General features: G+C 57.6%; 16 protein-coding genes. 11 read left to right on the top strand and 5 right to left on the bottom strand.

Annotated elements, in window-relative coordinates; genetic code table 11:
* Positions 1-569 precede the first annotated feature (569 nt).
* Positions 570-1,535 (bottom strand): sodium-dependent bicarbonate transport family permease, encoded by a 966-nt coding sequence (locus ACR0IY_RS17565; RefSeq protein ID WP_480675564.1) that lies wholly within the window; start codon positions 1,533-1,535, stop codon positions 570-572.
* 97 nt (positions 1,536-1,632) lie between these two features.
* Between ACR0IY_RS17565 and ACR0IY_RS17560 the strand changes: the two genes are divergently transcribed.
* Both ACR0IY_RS17560 and ACR0IY_RS17555 read left to right on the top strand, forming a co-directional pair.
* Positions 1,633-2,544 carry a hydrogen peroxide-inducible genes activator gene (locus ACR0IY_RS17560; RefSeq protein WP_480675562.1) on the top strand — a complete coding sequence of 304 codons (912 nt, stop codon included), beginning with the start codon at positions 1,633-1,635 and terminating at the stop codon, positions 2,542-2,544.
* A 692-nt stretch (positions 2,545-3,236) separates the two neighbouring features.
* Positions 3,237-5,084, top strand: a complete 1,848-nt coding sequence (locus ACR0IY_RS17555; RefSeq protein WP_480675560.1) for an adenylate/guanylate cyclase domain-containing protein — start codon at positions 3,237-3,239, stop codon at positions 5,082-5,084.
* Positions 5,085-5,109: 25 nt separating this feature from the next.
* On the opposite strand, the gene ACR0IY_RS17550 is transcribed toward ACR0IY_RS17555, so the two are convergent.
* From ACR0IY_RS17550 to ACR0IY_RS17540, 3 genes are all read right to left on the bottom strand, one after another.
* On the bottom strand, positions 5,110-5,496 hold the full coding sequence (locus ACR0IY_RS17550) for a carboxymuconolactone decarboxylase family protein (RefSeq protein ID WP_480675558.1): 387 nt from the start codon (positions 5,494-5,496) through the stop codon (positions 5,110-5,112).
* A gap of 121 nt (positions 5,497-5,617) precedes the next feature.
* Positions 5,618-6,706, bottom strand: a complete 1,089-nt coding sequence (locus ACR0IY_RS17545; protein ID WP_480675556.1) for an aromatic ring-hydroxylating oxygenase subunit alpha — start codon at positions 6,704-6,706, stop codon at positions 5,618-5,620.
* The gene (locus ACR0IY_RS17540; RefSeq protein WP_480675554.1) at positions 6,703-7,590 is read right to left on the bottom strand and encodes a MurR/RpiR family transcriptional regulator; all 888 of its coding nucleotides are present in this window, start codon (positions 7,588-7,590) and stop codon (positions 6,703-6,705) included. The genes ACR0IY_RS17545 and ACR0IY_RS17540 overlap by 4 nt, the downstream gene beginning before the upstream one ends.
* A 68-nt stretch (positions 7,591-7,658) precedes the next feature.
* Here ACR0IY_RS17540 and ACR0IY_RS17535 point away from each other — a divergent pair, with 68 nt between their 5' ends.
* From ACR0IY_RS17535 to ACR0IY_RS17500, 8 genes are all read left to right on the top strand, one after another.
* On the top strand, positions 7,659-10,124 hold the full coding sequence (locus ACR0IY_RS17535) for an FAD-dependent oxidoreductase (protein ID WP_480675552.1): 2,466 nt from the start codon (positions 7,659-7,661) through the stop codon (positions 10,122-10,124).
* Positions 10,124-11,206, top strand: coding sequence for an alcohol dehydrogenase family protein (locus ACR0IY_RS17530; RefSeq protein WP_480675550.1), 1,083 nt, complete (start codon positions 10,124-10,126; stop codon positions 11,204-11,206). The genes ACR0IY_RS17535 and ACR0IY_RS17530 overlap by 1 nt, the downstream gene beginning before the upstream one ends.
* Entirely contained in the window at positions 11,203-11,781 is a 579-nt protein-coding gene (locus ACR0IY_RS17525) for a dimethylsulfonioproprionate lyase family protein (RefSeq protein WP_480675548.1), read from the top strand. Before ACR0IY_RS17530 ends, ACR0IY_RS17525 begins: the two co-directional genes overlap by 4 nt.
* Positions 11,778-12,884, top strand: a complete 1,107-nt coding sequence (locus ACR0IY_RS17520) for a mandelate racemase/muconate lactonizing enzyme family protein (RefSeq protein ID WP_480675546.1) — start codon at positions 11,778-11,780, stop codon at positions 12,882-12,884. Before ACR0IY_RS17525 ends, ACR0IY_RS17520 begins: the two co-directional genes overlap by 4 nt.
* Positions 12,881-13,990 (top strand): mandelate racemase/muconate lactonizing enzyme family protein, encoded by a 1,110-nt coding sequence (locus ACR0IY_RS17515; protein WP_480675544.1) that lies wholly within the window; start codon positions 12,881-12,883, stop codon positions 13,988-13,990. The genes ACR0IY_RS17520 and ACR0IY_RS17515 overlap by 4 nt, the downstream gene beginning before the upstream one ends.
* A gap of 93 nt (positions 13,991-14,083) precedes the next feature.
* Positions 14,084-14,467 carry a hypothetical protein gene (locus ACR0IY_RS17510; RefSeq protein WP_480675542.1) on the top strand — a complete coding sequence of 128 codons (384 nt, stop codon included), beginning with the start codon at positions 14,084-14,086 and terminating at the stop codon, positions 14,465-14,467.
* Between the two features lie 34 nt (positions 14,468-14,501).
* Entirely contained in the window at positions 14,502-15,605 is a 1,104-nt protein-coding gene (locus tag ACR0IY_RS17505) for a mandelate racemase/muconate lactonizing enzyme family protein (RefSeq protein WP_480675540.1), read from the top strand.
* A gap of 1 nt (position 15,606) precedes the next feature.
* The gene (locus ACR0IY_RS17500; protein WP_480675538.1) at positions 15,607-16,884 is read left to right on the top strand and encodes an aspartate aminotransferase family protein; all 1,278 of its coding nucleotides are present in this window, start codon (positions 15,607-15,609) and stop codon (positions 16,882-16,884) included.
* Between the two features lie 227 nt (positions 16,885-17,111).
* On the opposite strand, the gene hemC is transcribed toward ACR0IY_RS17500, so the two are convergent.
* On the bottom strand, positions 17,112-18,071 hold the full coding sequence (gene hemC, locus ACR0IY_RS17495; protein WP_480675536.1) for a hydroxymethylbilane synthase: 960 nt from the start codon (positions 18,069-18,071) through the stop codon (positions 17,112-17,114).
* A 107-nt stretch (positions 18,072-18,178) separates the two neighbouring features.
* On the opposite strand from hemC, the gene hemE reads away from it, so the two are divergent.
* Positions 18,179-19,213 carry a uroporphyrinogen decarboxylase gene (hemE, locus tag ACR0IY_RS17490; protein WP_480675534.1) on the top strand — a complete coding sequence of 345 codons (1,035 nt, stop codon included), beginning with the start codon at positions 18,179-18,181 and terminating at the stop codon, positions 19,211-19,213.
* Positions 19,214-19,249 lie beyond the last annotated feature (36 nt).

Genomic DNA, 19,249 nt, shown 5'->3' with positions numbered 1-19,249 from the left:
GGATGGAGCAGCCCGGTAGCTCGTCAGGCTCATAACCTGAAGGTCGCAGGTTCAAATCCTGCTCCCGCAACCAGCGTCAGAAAATCTCAGAACAACCCCTTCAGACTACAATTGATCCACCGGATCAATTGCTTAACGTCTTAACCGCGTCGTTATCAGGGCTTGCGCAGCCCCACCGGCGCCACCGTCCCTTCAAACCATAACCTCAAGGTCAGAGGCTCAAATCCACCCCCCGTAAACAAACTTCCAAAGTAAGCGTTGCATCCGCCGCAAGGCGGATTTTGTCATTCTGGGCCAGCCCAATCATTGCTGCCAGGGCACCCTCTAGTTCGATTTGCACGCCATGTCTCGTCGCCGGACGCCAATATAACCACCCAGAGCGCGTGCCAATCGGGAGACAGATCATCGATCCGGTTGAAGCGCCGTTCAACAAACCCGAAATGCGCGAGGGTGGCACGCGCATCGCCAACGTTCGGTTGGCGACGGCACCAGCGCGCAAGTGATGTTCACGAGCGTGCTTCGCGACACCCGTCACTATCGAACTTGGACACCTCGTTTGAACTGGATCCTCAGACCATTTGGGTAAGCCATAGGTAGAGCGGCAGACCAACCGTGATGTTGAACGGAAAGGTCACGCCCATAGAAAGTGTCAGGTAAATACCTGACTCAGCCTGTGGTAATGCGATCTTCATCGCAGCGGGCACCGCGATGTACGAAGCTGAGGCCGCCAGAACCATCAACAAGAATAGGCTGCCGGTCTGTAAGCCAATTGCCAAACCCAACCCCATGGCAAGCGTCGCACTGATCATCGGCATTATGATGCCAAAGGCAAACAACCCCGCGCTCAAAAGGTGCCAGTTGCGCAGCAGGCTGCGACCTGCCGACAGGCCCATGTCCAGCAAAAACAGGCAAAGAATGCCGGTAAAGGGCGTCACAACGAAAGGAGCGATCATCTCCATGCCCTTGTCCTGCGTCAAAGCCCCGATCACGAATGCGCCGGTCAAAAGCACGATGGAGCCATTGGCAAAAAGTTCCCGCATGGACACGCGTCCCGCTGCTCCTTCACGTCCAAAGCGATGTGCGATCCATAGGGCCGAAAGGATCGCCGGAACTTCCATCGTTGCAGCTATGGCCACCATGTATCCATCCGAAGCGATTCCGGACAGGTCCAGAAGGCTTGAGGCGGCGACAAAAGTCACAATCGAGATGGAGCCGTAGTGCCCTGCTACGGCGGCGGCGTTCAGCGCGTTTAACCGGGTCATACCACGCAGCAGGCCGTAGGCGATAAAAGGGATCAGGAAGGACAGTATCAGTCCCGCGCCAAGGGCGGCGAAGACCTCTGCGCTCAGCCCATTTTCTGTTAGGCTGTGCCCACCTTTGAAGCCAATCGCCAACAGCAAGTAGAGCGACATGAACTTCGCGGCACCTTCGGGGATTGAAAGGTCACTGCGTACAATTGCGGCCAGAAGCCCAAGGACGAAGAATAAGATTGTCGGTACAATCAGGTTGCCCATAAGGCTATCAAAAATCAGCATGATTTGCGTCTCCGGAACAGGTTTGGAGCCTGTTGCCCGGATTTATTCAGTAGTTTAAATACATTTTAACATCGAGAAAAATAGCTTGAGATTATGAATGCGCCCCACACTACGTCAGATGGAATACATCGTCACCGTCCATCAATTGGGCAGTTTCGGTCTTGCAGCAGAGACGCTTCATGTCAGCCAGCCTAGCCTGTCGAGTCAGGTGGCGACGGTGGAAGCGGATCTTGGTGTTCGACTGTTCGAACGTGGCCGGGCTGGCGCGCGCACGACAGCGCGGGGCCTGGAGTTTGTAACCCGCGCCCGCAGCATTCTATCCGAGGTCGAAGCATTGCGCGGCTCGATGCTTTCAGACCTGCCTTTTGGCGGACGGTTGCGGTTGGGCGTGCTGCCGTCGATAGGGCCATATCTTTTGCCACAAGCGATAAAGTCCCTGCACGAATCCGAGCCCGATTTGCGCGTTATCGTTCGCGAAGAAAATACATTGAGCCTGGACGAGGGGATAAGAAACGGGCGCTTCGACGCGATCATCTCGACGCCCGAGGACCACCCAAACACATTCCAACATCCTCTGTTCGTCGAACCGCTCTGGGTTGCGGTGGCGCAGGATCATCCGCTGGCAGGTGGCACCCAAGTCGCGGCAGAGGATCTAGAGGGACAACGCCTGTTGACGCTTGATACAGGCCACAGGCTGGCACGCATTGTCTACGGAATCGCAGGAGCGAGCGGTGCTACAGTGTCCAACGACTACGAGGGCACAAGCCTCGATTCCATCGTGCTGATGGCGGCGACCGGAGCAGGAATCGGTATCCTTCCAGATCTTTTTGCGCGACGACAGGGCATCCACCGCAGTGAGGTCTGTGTGATGCCGCTAGTCATGCCCGACGCTGATCGAACCATTAGCATCCTTGTACCAACCGACCGGCCAGAGGATTTTTCTGGTGTTCTCGCGACAATCCTGCGGCGCGCTGCTAATGCGCTTGAACTGGAAGTGACGGAGGCTTGAAGCAACCCTCGGAAATTGCGGACACCTAATTTTGGCGGCAGCAGAAAGACCCGGTTTCCGCTGATGAGCCAATATCCTGTTGATTCAATCGGAAGCTCATAGGATCTACGCTTTCGCCCTGAGCAATAGAGCCGTGGTCCAAATGGAAGGACATGTGCCCTACGTCGTTATGTTCTCATTCCAGTACGGGCATTCGTGCGCCGTGGGGTAAAATCATACCCTGTAGGTCAAAGAGGTAAAGCCTGCTCCCGCAACCACTTCGGAAACCGTCGACGCTGGCCGCTGATTCAACAGATCAATCTTTGAAAACTCAAAACTCGTCAGGCAAAATACACAACAGCACTGTGGAATGAACACGTCCTGCACTGAATGCGAACGAAACTGTTGGCTCTGGGCGCACGTCAATCATCGCAATATCAATCACACTATCGCCCCCAATGTGTTGCGAGATGCGGGTGTCCAGCTGCTTTTTAGGTCAAGCGTCCAGGAACGCGTCTGAATTGCAGCATTCAACCTGAGCGAGTGAAAGACGGTTCGTTATTCATAGGTGCTTAGCAACAAATACACCTGCGTATCTCAAGACGAGGCATTTTTGACAGGACCTTCAACAAGCGGAAACTTTAAAAAAAGCAAGAAATTGGATATAGTTTTCAGAATTACTTGAAAAGATGGTCTCGTTCACGGGGCGTGTTATGGGGGGGGCAAAAGTAAAAAACGGCCAGGGGAATGGCGGCGAATGGCATGCGTCAATGTCAGTCGCCTTGGCGCTTGGGCTAGGCTTTTTTGTTCTGACTTCAGTTGCAGGAGTATTAGGCGTCGGTCTGGTCGTTGGCTATCGAAATACCTCTGAGTTGCTGACGCAGAAGGCGCAATTGATTATCGGCACTCAACGCCAACAGGTAGAGCGCTATCTGACTGCAGCTTCAGATCAAATCGACTTTATTGCGGGCAGAATTTCGTCAAGGGAAGTGGAGCCGGGGGACTCGGAAGAGTTTGTCAGCCTGCTCCTTGGGGCCGTATCGGCAACCCCTCAGATTCTCCGCCTACAGTTTATTGACAGGCAGCAAATACTGACAGGCGTTGAACGTGTCCAGGACGAGACGTTACCCATATTCCTGAAACTTGGAGACGATGTCGATCTGCGCCACCTCATCGACGAAGCAATTGAAACCGGGAAACCGCGTTGGGGCAATATTCTCTGGCGTGAAGAATACAGCCAGTCCGTGCTGAGTTACCAAAGGCCGATCATTCAGCAAGGTAAGATAATTGGCGTTCTGTCAGCCTGGGTTTCGGTGGAAAAACTGTCTGAGTTTCTAGCCGATCAGGAAATGGAGTTCGGTGCAAATGTCTTTATGCTGTACGGCAAAAATGCCGTTTTAGCCCATCCACTTATGGCGTTTGGTTACTCAGGTTTGAATCGTGCTGCTCCACTTCCGCAGCAAGATCGCTTTTCGGACCCGATTGTTTCGGCAATGTGGCTGCCGAATGATCGCTTTAGCGTCGCAAAGTACTTCCTGACGGGTGAAAACACCCGTTTCGTAGCATACGCGGAATGGGAATATGTCATATTCTTCGAAGAGTTGTCCGACTATGGTGCACAGCCGCTCACTGTAGCCACTTATTTTGAAGCCCACGACATTATTGCGGAAGCCGCCCGGTTGCGATGGGCGATAATCTTCTGCCTTGTTATGGCGGTGATTTCGGCTGGGACCGCAGCCCTGATTGGACAAAAGATCGCCAAACCTGTGCGCCGACTGTCCGACAGCGCAAAGCGCGTTCATGATCTTGATATTTCGAACATTGCTGAAATCGAAGGATCCTTTTTCCGAGAATTGGACGAGGCGGCGCGGTCCTACAATTTCATGCTCGACGGTTTGCGTTGGTTTGAACTCTATGTGCCCAAACGCCTGGTCCGGCAATTGATGCGTCACCATTCGGGGAAGCAGATCAATTCATCTCATCGTGACGTCGTCATAATGTTTACGGATATCGTGGAATTCACGACGTTGTCGGAACACCTTACGGCGCCTCAAACGGCGTTGTTCCTGAATGAGCACTTTGCTGGCTTGGCCGACTGTATTCAAAAGAACCACGGAACCATCGACAAGTTCATCGGAGACTCGGTGATGGCCATCTGGGGGGCTTTGGAACATCAGGACGACGCTGCCGACCTGGCGTGCCACGCAGCGATCGAGATTGCCAACTGGATTAAGGAGTACAATCAACACAAACGAGCAGAGGCGGGCCTGCCCTTCTCAGTCAGGCTGCGCATAGGGATCCACATCGGTCGTGTGATAATTGGCAACATCGGCAGCGAGGGTAGGCTGAGTTATACCGTGGTCGGAGACGCGGTGAATGTCGCGCAACGCCTAGAAGAAGCTGGACGAATTTTGGGCAACACGCAGGGTGAAGTAAATGTTCTGGTTTCCAACTCTGTTCGAAGCGCCTTGGTCAAGCCGATGGATTTTGAGCGCATCGGGGCTCATAAGCTGCGCGGCCGAGAGGAGTTGGTCGAAATTTATTCCCTGACAATAAATTAGACGCGTACCCCCAACGGACAGCCAGTCACTTTTCCGCTTCAAGTACCTTGCGGGCGACGCGGAAGCATTCCAGCGCTTGAGGCACGCCACAATAGATTCCAACCACGTGAATGATGGCGCGGATTTCTTCCTTGGATACGCCATTGTTGAGTGCGCCTTTGCAGTGAACTTCCCATTCATGCATCTTTCCCAATGCGCCGATCATGGCCAGATTCATCATCGACCGCGTTTTTGGGTCGATGACATCATCGCCCCAGCCAAAGCCCCAACACCAGGCTGTCATGGCTTCTTGAAAGGGACGGGTAAAGTCATCCGCCGCCGCCAGGTTCTTTTCGACGTATTCCGCGCCGAGCGTATTCTTTCGCTGCTCCAGCCCTTTCAGGAAAAGGTCCTCGTCGAAAATGTCGGTCATTGGATGTCTCCGGGGTAAACGTAGCAGGCACAGCGCGCCTACATTGATTGAGGGTGTTTTAGCCAGTCTGGTGAAATATAGGAACCCGCTTCAATTTATCACTGGTCCGTGGGCAAATGCGTCAATCCACGGCCTCTCTCATCCACTGTTGTAGCCGGGCGATGGAATGTTCTGACATTACGCCGCAGCCCGGATCCAAAACCAGCGGGCCGGGGCGATATCCACGCGATTTCAACCCGCGGTGCACACTCTCGACCAGACGAATGTCTTCTTCTACCGTTGTTTCACGGTCCTGCACGGCTAATTGCCGGATCACCGCGCTTTCCGATCCGCCCTCGGTGTACCAGCCACGCCAGACGGTGCAGTGGTCAGCGTCGTTTGCGCGCCAATGATAGGTGTTCAGCACATTGCCTGGGTAGCACTGGAACGAAAACATCGGCCACAAAAACCATGACTGATAGTCGCCCGCATGTGGCACCGACATGTCGATGGGATAGGTCATCTTGTCGAGGCTCTGACATTCGGTTGTGTGGCGCAGGACGTATCCTCCACCTGCATCGGGTTGAATGTCATATGTCTCGGGCTTGACCACACCCTCGGCAAATGTTGGGTGATTGGTCGGGCAATGGTAGCATTCCGAGTAATTCTCGATACTGACTTTCCAGTTGCAGTTCTCGGCGATCTCAACCCATTCCAACGGTTCCAGATCGTCGATCTGCGGGACAAACGCGCGGATTTCCTCACGTACACCGGGGTACCATTCATCCATCGGGGCGGCGTCATCGTCGAGATTGACGAAGATGAAACCGTTGAAGATTTCGGTGCGGACAGAGGTCAGACAGATGGTGCTTCGGTCAAAGCCGGGAACGGATTTGATGTTGGGTCCGGCGCGCAATTGGCCCGACAGTTCATAGGTCCAGGCGTGGTAGGGGCAGACGACGACGCGAGTATTTCCCGCACCTGTGACCATCTCATGGGCGCGATGCTGGCAGACGTTGTAGAAGGTACGCACCTCACCGTCACGTCCGCGAATGCAGAACAGGTTTTGGCCGGCGATCTCAAAGGCGAAGTAGTCGCCCGATTCCCGCACCTGCGCCACGTGGCCCGCAAACTGCCACGTTCGGGCCAAAAGCCCCTGCATCTCCTGCTCGAAAATCGCAGGATCGGTGTAATAGCGCGCGTCCAGTGAGTGGGTCAGGGGTGCGTTCATTCGGGCTCCTCCGCGTAGAGGCCAAGTTGGTGTCTGCGTAGGTGAAACCGTTCCACCCGCTCGACGATTTCATCGCTGGAGACGGCGATCACGAAAGACAGCAGTGTTTCCAGTAAGGCGATGGTCGAAACGGAGGACGGGAAGAATTGCGGCGTGTCGGCGGCGACGACAAAGCCGTGCTGCGCGTTCAGGATGACCGGGCTGGCCGGACTGTCTGAGATACCGACGACCGTTAACCCTTGTTGCCGGGCCAGTTTGATCGCGTCGATCACCTCGGTTCGGTAGGGGTGGCAGGTGATGGCGATCAACACGTCTTGCTCATCCGCCCAGGCCAGATCGTCGACAGGCGTCGAGCCGGGGCGTGGGATGGCGTGAAACTGCTTCATCCCCGTGGATGCGAGATAGGTGAAATTACGGGCGTTTGCATTGTTGACGCCGACGCCCAAGGTATAGATTTGCCGGCAATTCCAGATGTCTTCGGCGGCGGCTTCCAGACTGGCAGCGTCGATCCCGGCAAAGGTCTCTTCGATATTGCGGATCGCCGCACCCACCATATCGGCATAAAGCCCGCCCAATTCACCTGACTTGCCAATATCCTGTAACCAACGTGCGCGATCGGGAAACGACACAGTGCCCTGACGAATCGCATCGCGGAAAGGCGCGCGGAAATCCTCGTACCCGTCGAAGCCAACCTGCCGGGCCATACGCACAAAAGTGTTGGGTTTGACCTTGGCGGCCTCGGCAATTTCTCGCACGGTCGAAACCCCCACATCCGTTGGGTTTTCAAGCACGTATCGCGCAGCTTTTTGCGCCTCGGGTGTGAGGGCATCCCACTCCTCGGTGAGGCGGTCGAGAACGATTGATGATACATTTGTGTCATTCATGATTGACGATGGTACATTTGTGGAATTAGCCTGTCGAGCAGAAAAGCGACTCGGGAAGAGGAAATGTCATGTCCGAGAAGAATTTGCCCACCCACGCCCGCGTGGTCATTGTCGGAGGCGGCGTCATGGGGGTCGGTCTGGCCTATCATCTGGCGCATGAGGGGTGGGGCGAAGATACCGTCCTGCTGGAAAAGGCCGAGCTGACCAGCGGCAGCACCTGGCACGCGGCGGGCCAGATCACGCATTCGACCTCAAGCTTTGGGCTGGGCAAATGCGTCGATTACAACATTGGCCTCTATTCCGGGGCACTGGAGGCCGAGACCGGCCAGCCCGTGACATGGCACGGCTGCGGCTCGTTCCGTCTGGCCTATACCGAGGATGAGATGGACTGGCTGCGTCATACCCTGTCGGTGGGCCGATCGCTGGGGTTCAACATCGAACTGGTCGGCCCCGAGAAAGTGGCCGAGTTGCACCCATTTTATAACCTAGAGGGCGTGTTGGGCGCGCTGCACACGCCGGATGACGGGCATGTGGACCCGACCAACGTCACCATGGCGATGGCAACGGGTGCGCGTCAGAAAGGCGTGCAGATTTTCCGCAATTGCCGCGCCACCAACATCACTCAGGCCGACAATGGCGAATGGGTGGTCGAGACCGAGCAAGGCACCATCACCTGCGAGCATGTGGTGAACGCGGGTGGCACCTATGCCCGTCAGATGGGCGAGTGGTCTGGGCTGCAACTGCCGATGACCTCAATGACCCACCACTACTTCGTGACTGAGCCGGTGCCGGAATTCCAGAACCTGGACAAGGAACTGCCGGTAATCCGCGATGACCGCAAAGTCTCGGGCTATATCCGAATGGAGCAACAGCGCGGGTTGATCGGGATTTACGAGAAGGAGAACCCAAACTCGGTCTGGCACGACCATTGCCCGTGGGAATATGAGAACTGGCTGTTTGATGCAGATTACGACCGGGTGATGCCTTGGCTCGAGGAAAGCCTGAACCGGATGCCTATCTTTGCCGAACTGGGCATCCAGCGCGACGTACACGGGGCGATCTCGCACCCGCCGGATGGCAACCCTCTGATCGGGCCCGCACCGGGTGTGCGGAACTACTGGTGCTGCTGCGGAACACAGATCGGCATTGGCTGGGGGCCGGGTCTGACCCGCGAGCTGGCACGCTGGATGGTGCATGGGGCAGCGGATATCTCGATGCGTGAGTTCGATCCGCGCCGGTTTGGCAGCTATGCCACCAAGGACTGGCAGGTGATGAAGGCCGAGGAAGACTACTGCCTGCGGCACGAAATCCCCTTCCCGCATTTCAACCGTCTGGAGGGGCGCCCGATCAAGCCGTCGCCACTGTATGAATTGCTGAAATCCAAGGGCGCGGTGCATGAAGAGGTCTATGGGTTTGAGCGCCCCCGCTGGTTTGCGCGGGACGGGGTGGAACAGCGCGATCATTACTCCTTCCGTCGCACGCCAGCCGATGACATGGTCGCGGCTGAGGTCAAAGCGGTGCGCGAGCGTGTGGGTATCATGGATGTTTCCGCTTTCACCAAGGTGTTGGTATCTGGCGATGATGCAGAGGTCTTGCTGGACCGCCTGATTGCCAATCGCCTGCCAAAGATAGGCCGGATCACGCTGGGGCATATGTTGAATCGGCGTGGCCGGATTGAGATGGAAGTGACGGTGTCCAAAGTTCGGGAGGATGCGTTCTACCTTGTATGCGCAGCTTTCTTTGAGCAACGGCTTCTGGATCATTTGGAAGCCCACAGGCAAGGAGCGTGCGTCAAGATTGAAAACTTGTCCAAAAGCTACTGCGCGCTGTCCCTGAACGGACCGAGATCTCGCGAGGTTCTGAATGCGGTTCGTCAATACAGCCCGCCGGAAGACAAGCTGTCCAATGCAGATTTCCCGTGGATGACGTTGCAAATCAACACTATCGCTGAGGAGCAGGTCTGGGCCTTCCGAATGTCTTACGCGGGTGAGTTGGGCTGGGAGTTTCACATGCCGCGCGCCAGCCTCGAGCCGGTTTACAACGCGCTTTGGGCGGCGGGTGAGCCGCACGGCATCACCGACTATGGCAGCTTTGCCATGAACGTGATGCGGATGGAGAAGGGCTTCAAAGGCGCGGGCGAGCTGACAAACGAGGTCACTCTGGCCGAGGCTGACGTGCTGCGTTTTGCCCGCACCGACAAAGAGTATCTGGGCAAGGACAAGACCCTGAACAGCGATCTGCCTTGGATCTGCGCCTATCTTGAAATCGAACCGGACGGCGAAATCGACGGTCATGGTGGCGAAGCGGTCATGCTGGATGGCCACGTTGTAGGGTCCACGGCCTCGGTCGCTTATGGGCATTCGGTCGGAAAGATTCTGGCCTTTGCTTACATCAAGCCCGAAGCAGCAGCGCCCGGAACTGCGCTGGAGGTCGTGATCCACGGAACGCCCCGCGTTGCGCGGGTTCTGGGTGAACCGGCCTATGATCCGCAAAGCCTGCTGCCCCGCACCGACGCCGCATTGGAGACCGTCTGATGAGCCTGCCCGACACAATGAAAGCCATGGTCACGATGGGCCATGGCGGATTGGAACAAATGGTGCTGCATGAAGACTGGCCACGCCCGGAACCCGCAGCCGGAGAAGTGTTGATCAAGGTCGCCGCCTGTGGTCTGAACAACACGGACGTAAACACGCGATCAGGCTGGTACTCCAAAACGGTAACCGATGCGACAACTGGCGGCGCGTTCGACGAAGTTGGAGAGGACGACCCCACCTGGGGTGGCGCGCCGATTACCTTTCCTCGCATTCAGGGCGCCGATATCTGTGGGGAAATCGTCGCGGTGGGTGAGGGCGTGGACAGTGCGCGCATCGGCCAACGGGTCATCACAGACGGCTGGCTGCGCGACCCTGACGACCCGCAGAACAAGGACAAGACCGGGTATTACGGATCCGAACGGGACGGTGGGTTCGCGGAATACGCGACAACGCTGGCCGTCAACGCGGTGCCGATTAACTCCACCCTGTCGGATGCTGAGCTTGCCACCTTCTCGTGCTCCTACTCTACCGCCGAAGGAATGCTGACCCGCGCCAACGTGACCGATAAGGATACGGTTTTGGTTCCCGGCGCATCGGGTGGTGTTGGCGGGGCTCTGGTGCAACTGGCCAAACGCCGGGATGCCCGCGTGATCGCGCTGGCGTCCGAGGCGAAACATGCCGACGTCGCAGAACTGGGCCCGGACATGATCCTGCCCCGCGCACCGGAAAACCTGCGCGCAGCGCTGGGGGGTGAAAAGATCACCGTCGTGGCCGACGTGGTCGGCGGCCCCTATTGGCCGCACCTGATCGACATTCTCGAACGCGGCGGGCGCTATACCTGTTCCGGCGCTATCGCTGGCCCGATGGTAGAGTTTGATTTGCGCACTTTCTACCTGCGCGACCTGACGTTAACCGGATCGACCGTGATTGACCCGCAGGTGATGCGGAACCTCGTAAAATACATCGAGGCGGGCGAAATCAAACCCGCCCTCGCCGCGACTTATCCATTGGAAGAACTACGCGAGGCGCAGGCCGCGTTCATCGCCAAACAACACACCGGAAACATTGTGGTGATCCCATGACTCTGGATGACGTTCTTGAGGCTGCTCGGCAGCTGCACCAATCACACCCCGCGCTTGCGGCCTTCGGTTCCTGGCCAGACGATCTTGTGGCGGCAGGATTGGAGGCAAACCAAATCCCGGCAGTGGAACTGGTTCAGCGCACCGAATTTCCGACCGATGCCGTCACACAGCCCTTGTCCGACGCGATCAGGGCGACCGCGCATCTGGCGCAATGGAAACATACCTATACCGAAGAAGAGGTCGGTGCCGACTTTCTCAATCGTTACGGCTACTACGAGCTGTTCGGGCCCACGGGGCATTTTCACTCGACCAAACTGCGTGGCTATGTCGCCTATTGGGGGGCGGGCCTGCATTATGATTGGCACAGCCATCAGGCCGAGGAGCTTTATCTGATCGTAGGCGGCGGGGCGATGTTTCGCGTCGAAGGGGACGAAACCTATGTTGTTGCAAACCAGACGCGCCATCACGAAAGCTGGCAAAGCCATGCGATGACCACAAACAACGAGCCGATCCTGACCTTTGTTCTTTGGCGGGGCGAGGGAATGGGTGATCTGCCAAAAATGGATGCCGCATGAAAATCACCCGTATCCGCGTTTATCAGACCGGGCTGCCCTACGTGGGCGGGTCCTATGTCTGGGGGGCGGGCAACGCGATCGAAACGGCAATGGCCTCGGTTGTCGTGATCGACACCGATGCAGGTTTGCAGGGGTGCGGAGAGTTCACGCCCTGCGGCGAGAACTACATGGTTGCCCATTCCGAAGGCGTGCCGGCGCTGGCGCGTTTGGTGACCCCCTCATTGTTGGGCGAAGACCCGCGTCAGGTGGGGCGGATCGAACAGATGATGGATCATCTGGTGCAAGGCCACGGCTATGCCAAAGCTCCGTTCGACGCGGCGTGCTGGGATATTCTGGGGCAGGCCTGCGATCAACCGGTCTGGATGCTGCTGGGCGGCAAGCTGACCGATGGTGCGCCGATGTATCGTGTCGCGCCGCAGAAAGCGGTGGATGAGACGGTGGCCGAAATGGACCGATACCGACAGCAGGGGTATCGGCAGTTTCAAGTCAAAGTGGGCGGCGATTGGGTCACCGACATTGACCGCATTCGTGCCACTGTGCCTCTGCTGCAGCCCGGCGAAAAGGCGATGGCTGATGCCAATCAAGGTTGGCGCGTCGACAATGCGATCCGCGTGGCGCGCGCAACCCGGGATCTGGATTTCATCTTGGAACAGCCCTGCCGCACCTATGAGGAATGCCAGCAGGTGCGCCGCGTGGCCGAGCAGCCGTTAAAGCTGGATGAGTGCCTGACCGACATGCATATGGCGCAGCGGATCGTTGCAGATCGCGGGGCCGAGATTTGCTGTCTGAAGATCTCCAACCTCGGCGGTCTCAGCAAGGCGCGACGGGTGCGGGATTACCTTGTCGAAAACCGCATTCCCGTAGTCAGCGAAGATACTTGGGGCGGTGAGATCACCACTTCGGTCGTGGCACATTTCGCGGCCTCGACACCAACCGAATTTCTGCAGAACACGACCGATTTGATGAATTACAACACGCGCTCGACCGGAATCGGCGGGCCGGTGTCGCGGGATGGCAAGCTTTATGCCTCCGACTTGCCTGGATTGGGTGTGAGCCCTGATTTCGAAAGCCTCGGTGCGCCGGTGGCGGAGTACACATTATGAAGATCAATACCATCACCGTTTACCACGTCGACCTGCCGTTGGAGCATCCCTATTGGCTGTCCGGCGGGCGGTTGAAATTCGAAACGCTCGATGCGACGCTTGTTAAGATCGAAACCGATGTGGGTCTTGTTGGTTGGGGCGAGGGCACTCCGTGGGGGCACACCTACGTGCCGGCGCACGGGCCGGGCATTCGCGCCGGGATTCAGACGATGGCGCCGTTCATATTGGGTCTCGATCCGCGCAAAGTGCTTGAGGTCGAGCGCGCGATGGATATCGCATTGCCTGGGCATCTTTATGCCAAGAGTCCTATTGATATGGCCTGCTGGGATATCGCTGGGCAGGCGGCTGGGTTGCCGATTGCTGATCTTATGGGCGGCGGGTCACGAACACCGCGCCCGATTGCGTCTTCGGTCGGGGCCAAGACGGTGGAGGAAACCCGCGAAGTGATGGAGCGTTACCGTAGCCGTGGCTATGTCGCCCATTCGGTCAAGATTGGCGGAGATGTAGAGCGCGATATTGCCCGCGTGCGCGATGTCGAAAGCATCCGACGACCGGGAGAAATCGTCCTCTATGACGTAAACCGCGGCTGGACCCGGCAGCAGGCTTTGCGGGTAATGAGCGCCTGTGAGGACCTGAACGTGATCTTCGAACAACCCTGCGAGTCGCTGGATGATATTGCGGCGATCGCAGGGCGCCACGCCTCACCCGTGTCCGTGGACGAAAGTTTGGTCACCCTGCAGGATGCCGCCCGTATCGCACGCGACGGGCTGGCCGAAGTGTTCGGGATCAAGCTGAACCGCGTCGGCGGGCTGACCAAGGCGGCGCGGATGCGCGATATTGCGCTGGCGCACGGGGTCGACATGTTTGTGATGGCCACGGGCGGGTCGGTTCTGGCCGATGCCGAGGCGTTGCATCTGGCCGCAACCATCCCAGATGACAATTGCCATGCCGTCTGGGCGTGTCAGGACATGATTACCGTCGATATTGCGGGCGGGTGCGGTCCGCGCAACATTGACGGCCACCTGCACCTGCCGGAAACCCCCGGTCTTGGTGTGCACCCGGACGAAGACACGCTGGGTGATCCGGTGGGGGAGTATAAATTATGAATCTCACACATTGCATACAATTGTATACCAAATTCTTGAACCCCTGCCTTACTTCCTCTATACTGATAATAATAGATAAATTAGGGGCGAAGCATGGATGTGAGCTATGTGATTGTAGCCGTGATTGCGCTTGCCATCGGGGTGGTTATCGGCCAGAGGCGCAAGCGGAACGAACCGGATTCGATCTTTGGCAATGGGCAGTCACGGGAAAACAAAAGCGTATCAGATCAGGATCAGAAAAAAGGCGATATGTCTGCCGGTATGCGTCTGTTTATGGCGATCTTTTTAACAGGCTGGCTCATCGCTTGGTCAGCAGGGATTCTGATGGCGTTCTCGATGTTTACCTCAGCCGGCGGGGGCGCAACGCTGTTTCTCGGGGGGTGGCTGATCGCGGCTATCGCAGGCTGGTGTTGGGCTGTTTACACGCTGTGGAAGCTGGTCATGGGCCAGCCCGTCAATTTGCGCCGATGGAACTAACCGGACCGGGGCTTCAACTCAGGGGGTTCTGGTCATGAAAATCACCAAGATTACGCTGTGGTCCGCCGACCTGACCAGTCATGAAACCTATCACATGGCCGAAGGCAAAACCTGTGCCACAGTCAAAAGCCATATCCTGTGCCTTGAGACGGACACAGGCCTGAAAGGATGGGGCGAGGTCTGTCCGATACCCCACTACCTGCCCGCTTATGCCGATGGTGTGCCTGCCGCAATCACCGAGATGGGGCCTGAAATCCTCGGAGTGTCGCCGTTCGGGGTCGACGCGCCAATGCGCAAGTTGGATGGTTTCCTGCAAGGTCACGCTTACGCCAAATCGATCGTCGATATCGCGCTGTGGGACCTGTTCGGGCAGGCCACGGGGCAACCGGTTTACGCTTTGCTGGGCGGGCGGACGCGTCAGGACATGCCGCTGTATCATTCGATTACCTGTATCGCGCCCGATGACATGGCACGGATCGCCAAGACCGCGTACCAAACCGGCATTCGCCAGTTTCAGGTCAAGCTGGGGGTTGAAGGCGACTGGCAGACCGACGCCGAACGCCTGATCAAAGTGCGTGAGGCAGTAGGACCGGGGCCTTTGGTCTATGGCGACTGGAATTGTGGCGCGTCGCGCTTGCAGGCCACGCGGACCGGGCGCGCGGTCGCTCATCTAGATGTGATGCTGGAGCAGCCTTGCAAAACCCTTGAGGATTGCGCCGCTGTCCGGCAGGCGACCGGCCTGCCAATCAAGATTGACGAGAACGCCTTTGATCTGGCCTCGTTGCTACGCGCGCATGAGTTGGGATGCATGGATGCGGTAGCGCTGAAACTGTCGAAATTCGGCGGGTTGTCGGCCATGCGCCGGGCGCGGGATCTGACCGTGTATCTAGGGGCAGAGATCTGCGCCGAATGCACCTGGGGATCGGACATCGTCACCGCCGCCTCTCTGCATTTCGCCGCCTCGACCCCTCATGGATCGCTGATGAATACCTGTGATCTGTCGTCCTATGTTGCGCCGCGCATCTGCCCGGATGCACCAATCCGTGAAAACGGCAGGATTGCCCCACCGGACGGGCCGGGGTTAGGTGTTACACCAGACCCGGATGTCCTTGATTCCCCGATATTGGAGATTGCATGAGATGCTGAAAATACACTCTCAATCCGACTGGATCGACCGCGCCAACGCTGTTCTGCCTGCCGGAGGGTTTGGCAATTTCGATCCGGGTATCATCATCGCCCGTGGCGAAGGCAGCCGTGTCTGGGATGAGGATGGTAACGAATACATCGACTATCTGATCGGATCCGGCCCCATGCTGCTGGGCCATGGCCACCCCGAGGTGATGGAGGCCGTGCTTGAACAACTGCCCAAGGGCATGACCTTCTTTGCGAATAACGCCAAAGGCATCGAACTGGCCGAAGCCATCATCGACGCAGTGCCCTGCTGCGAACAGATCCGTTTTGTCGCCTCGGGTGGCGAGGCCGATATGTACGCAATTCGTCTGGCCCGCGCATACACCGGGCACGACAAGATCCTGAAATTCGAGGGCGGATATCACGGCATGAGCGCCGAGGCACAGATGAGTCTGGCCCCCAGCCGTGAGGTGAATTTCCCGCAGCCGGTGCCCGATAGTGCCGGAATCCCGCAAGGTGTGGCCGATCAGATGCTGATCGCACCCTTCAATGACCTTGAGGCAGTCGCGAACTTGCTGACCGAGCATGACGACATCGCTGCCATCATGGTCGAACCGTTGCAGCGGATCATTCCACCCATGCCCGGTTACCTGCAGGGGCTGAGCGATCTGTGCGACAAACACGGCGTTTTGCTGATTTTCGATGAGATCGTCACCGGCTTTCGACTGGCCTATGGAGGCGCACAGGAAAAATATGGAGTCACGCCGGATATTTGCACCTTGGGTAAAATCACCGGCGGGGGCTTCCCTCTGGCCGCGTTGGGCGCCAGTGCCGAGATCATGAAGCATTTCGACAAGGAGCAGGTTGGCGAGGGCGGCTGGCTGATGCAGTTGGGCACCCTGTCGGGTAATCCGGTTGCTTCGGTTGCGGGTTTGAAAACCATGGAGATTTTGCGGCGCGATGGCACCTATGACCAGCTCCGCGCGACCGGGGCCGCATTGCAGCAGATGCAGGTGGACGTGCTGACCAAGGCCGGGATACCGCATCAGATTTGCGGGGACGAGACACTGTTCGATGTCTATTTCACCGAAAACACCTGCCGCGATTACCGCAGTGCCAAACATGACGACCCGCGTCGAAACGTGATTTACAACGACACGTTACGCGCGAATGGCATCTTCAAGGCTCCAGGAAAACTCTATCCTTCGCTGGCGGTGAGCCAGGGCGATCTGGAGCAGACGCGCGCGGCCGTTGAAAAGGCTGTTCAGGCCATTTGTGACGGTTGAGTTTTGTACAGAAAAATAAAACGGGCCGCTGTCAATGTTTGACAACGGCCCTAACTGATCGGAGATCAAGGCGCGGTCTCGCCCCCTCGAACACCACTTAAACGAACAAAAAAATCTTAAACCTTCGACATAATCGAGACCCACCCGACATCACAGTCAGCATATTACATTGATGCCAGATCAGTCCGTATTGGACAGTGAAGTAGTTCACATTACACGAATTTTCTTCAACTTCTCCACTCAAAGAAGCCGGGACCGGCTTGTTTCAACAAAGATTGTGCCATGGCGCGTGCCATTTCTTCACCATCTGCGACCGCACCGGTTACGTCTTCGGCGATCGCTTCGGACCCGTCGGGGCGCAACACTTCGCCCCGAAGGCGCAGTTGACCGCCCTGCACATCGGCCAGACCGGCGATGGGGGTTTCGCATGAACCGTCCAGACCTGCCAACAGGATGCGTTCGGATGCCAGTCGCTGCCCTGTTTCGGAGTGATGGATCGCCTCAAGCATTCCCGCTGCGCGGGAATCGTCGTTACGGCGTTCTATACCAATCGCCCCTTGCGCGATTGCGGGCAGCATGTCCTCGGGCGCGATGGCGGTGGCCGGGACGTCATCCATGTTCAAGCGACGGATGCCAGCCAGGGCCAAAAAGGTGCATTCCGCGACGCCATCAGCCAGTTTCTTGAGGCGTGTCTGCACGTTGCCCCGGAACTCGACCACATTCAGGTCGGGCCGCCGGTTCAGCAGCTGCGCCCGGCGGCGCAGCGATGAGGTGCCCACCACGGCACCCTGCGGCAGGTCGTGGATCGAGGTCAGGTTGGGTGAGATAAACGCATCCCGCACGTCCTCGCGTGGCAGGAACGTGTCCAGCACCAGACCGTCGGGTTGCGCGACCGGCATGTCCTTTGTGGAGTGCACCGCGATGTCGATATCGCCGCGCAGCATCGCCTCTTCGATTTCCTTGGTGAACAGACCCTTGTTGCCGATCTCTTTCAGCGGTCGGTCCGCGTCAATCATGGCGCGGTTGTCACCGGTTGTCTTGATCACCACGATCTCGAATGCTTCTTCGGGCAGGTCGAATGCGGTGCCCAGACGTTGCCGGGTTTCATAGGCTTGCGCCAGCGCCAGAGGCGAACCACGGGTGCCGATCTTCAGCGGTGAGGCGGGTGTGGGCAGGGTCAGTGTCATGCGCACAGCTTTAGTCGCGTCACATTGCCCTGACAATGGGGGCACACCTTGACAAATTGCCACTGAGGGCCGACCCGTTGCGACAAACCAGACGATTGGGGGCAAACATGGCCGAGACGAAAAAACTGCTGCGGGCGCTGGCGGGTGAGGTGCAGGATGTGCCGCCGATCTGGATGATGCGTCAGGCCGGGCGGTATCTGCCGGAGTATCGCGCAACCCGCGCGCAGGCAGGGGATTTCCTGTCGTTGTGTTATAACCCGGAACTGGCCGCCGAAGTAACGTTGCAGCCAATCCGCCGCTATGGGTTCGACGCAGCGATTCTGTTTGCAGACATTTTGCTGGTCCCACAGGCGTTGGGCGCGGATTTGTGGTTCGTAACCGGCGAAGGACCGCGTCTGTCGACCATCACGCAGCAATCTGAATTTGATAAGCTAAAACCGGTTGAGGCCATTCACGAGACTCTGTCGCCGGTTTACGAGACGGTGCGCATCCTGTCGCGGGAATTGCCGTCCGAGACGACCCTGATCGGATTCGCGGGCGCACCTTGGACTGTCGCAACCTATATGATTGCGGGTCGCGGGACTCCGGATCAGGGACCAGCGCATGCGCTGCGCGAGGAAAACACCGCCTTGTTCGAGGCCTTGCTGGAGCGGATCACGCTGGCGACGATAGAATACCTCTTGGCGCAGATCGAGGCTGGCGCCGAAGTGGTCAAGATTTTCGACAGCTGGGCCGGATCGCTGAAGGGTGAAGCGTTTCAGAAATATGCGGTCGAGCCCTGCCGCGTAATCACGCAGGCCATCAAGGACCGCCATCCCGGAATTCCGGTCATCGGTTTCCCGCGTGAAGCTGGCGATGGTTATATCGGATTTGCAAAGGCGACCGGTGTGGATTGCGTTGCGCTGGATAATTCGGTGTCACCGGAATGGGCGGCCGAGCACGTGCAGGTCGATGGTTGCGTTCAGGGCAATCTGGCTTCGTCGCACATGGTAACCGGTGGTCAGGCTCTGGTGGATGAAACGCGTCGGATCGTTGAGGCGTTTTCCAAAGGTCCGCACATTTTCAACCTTGGACACGGGATTACGCCAGATGCTGATCCTGCAAATGTACAATTGATGATCGACACGGTACGCGGGAGATAAACGGGAAGGGGTCTGCCCCCTTCTTGGCCTTTGGCC

It is taken from the genome of Ruegeria sp. BC1 (assembly GCF_056539305.1).
This window is presented reverse-complemented; position numbering and strand designations above follow the sequence as displayed.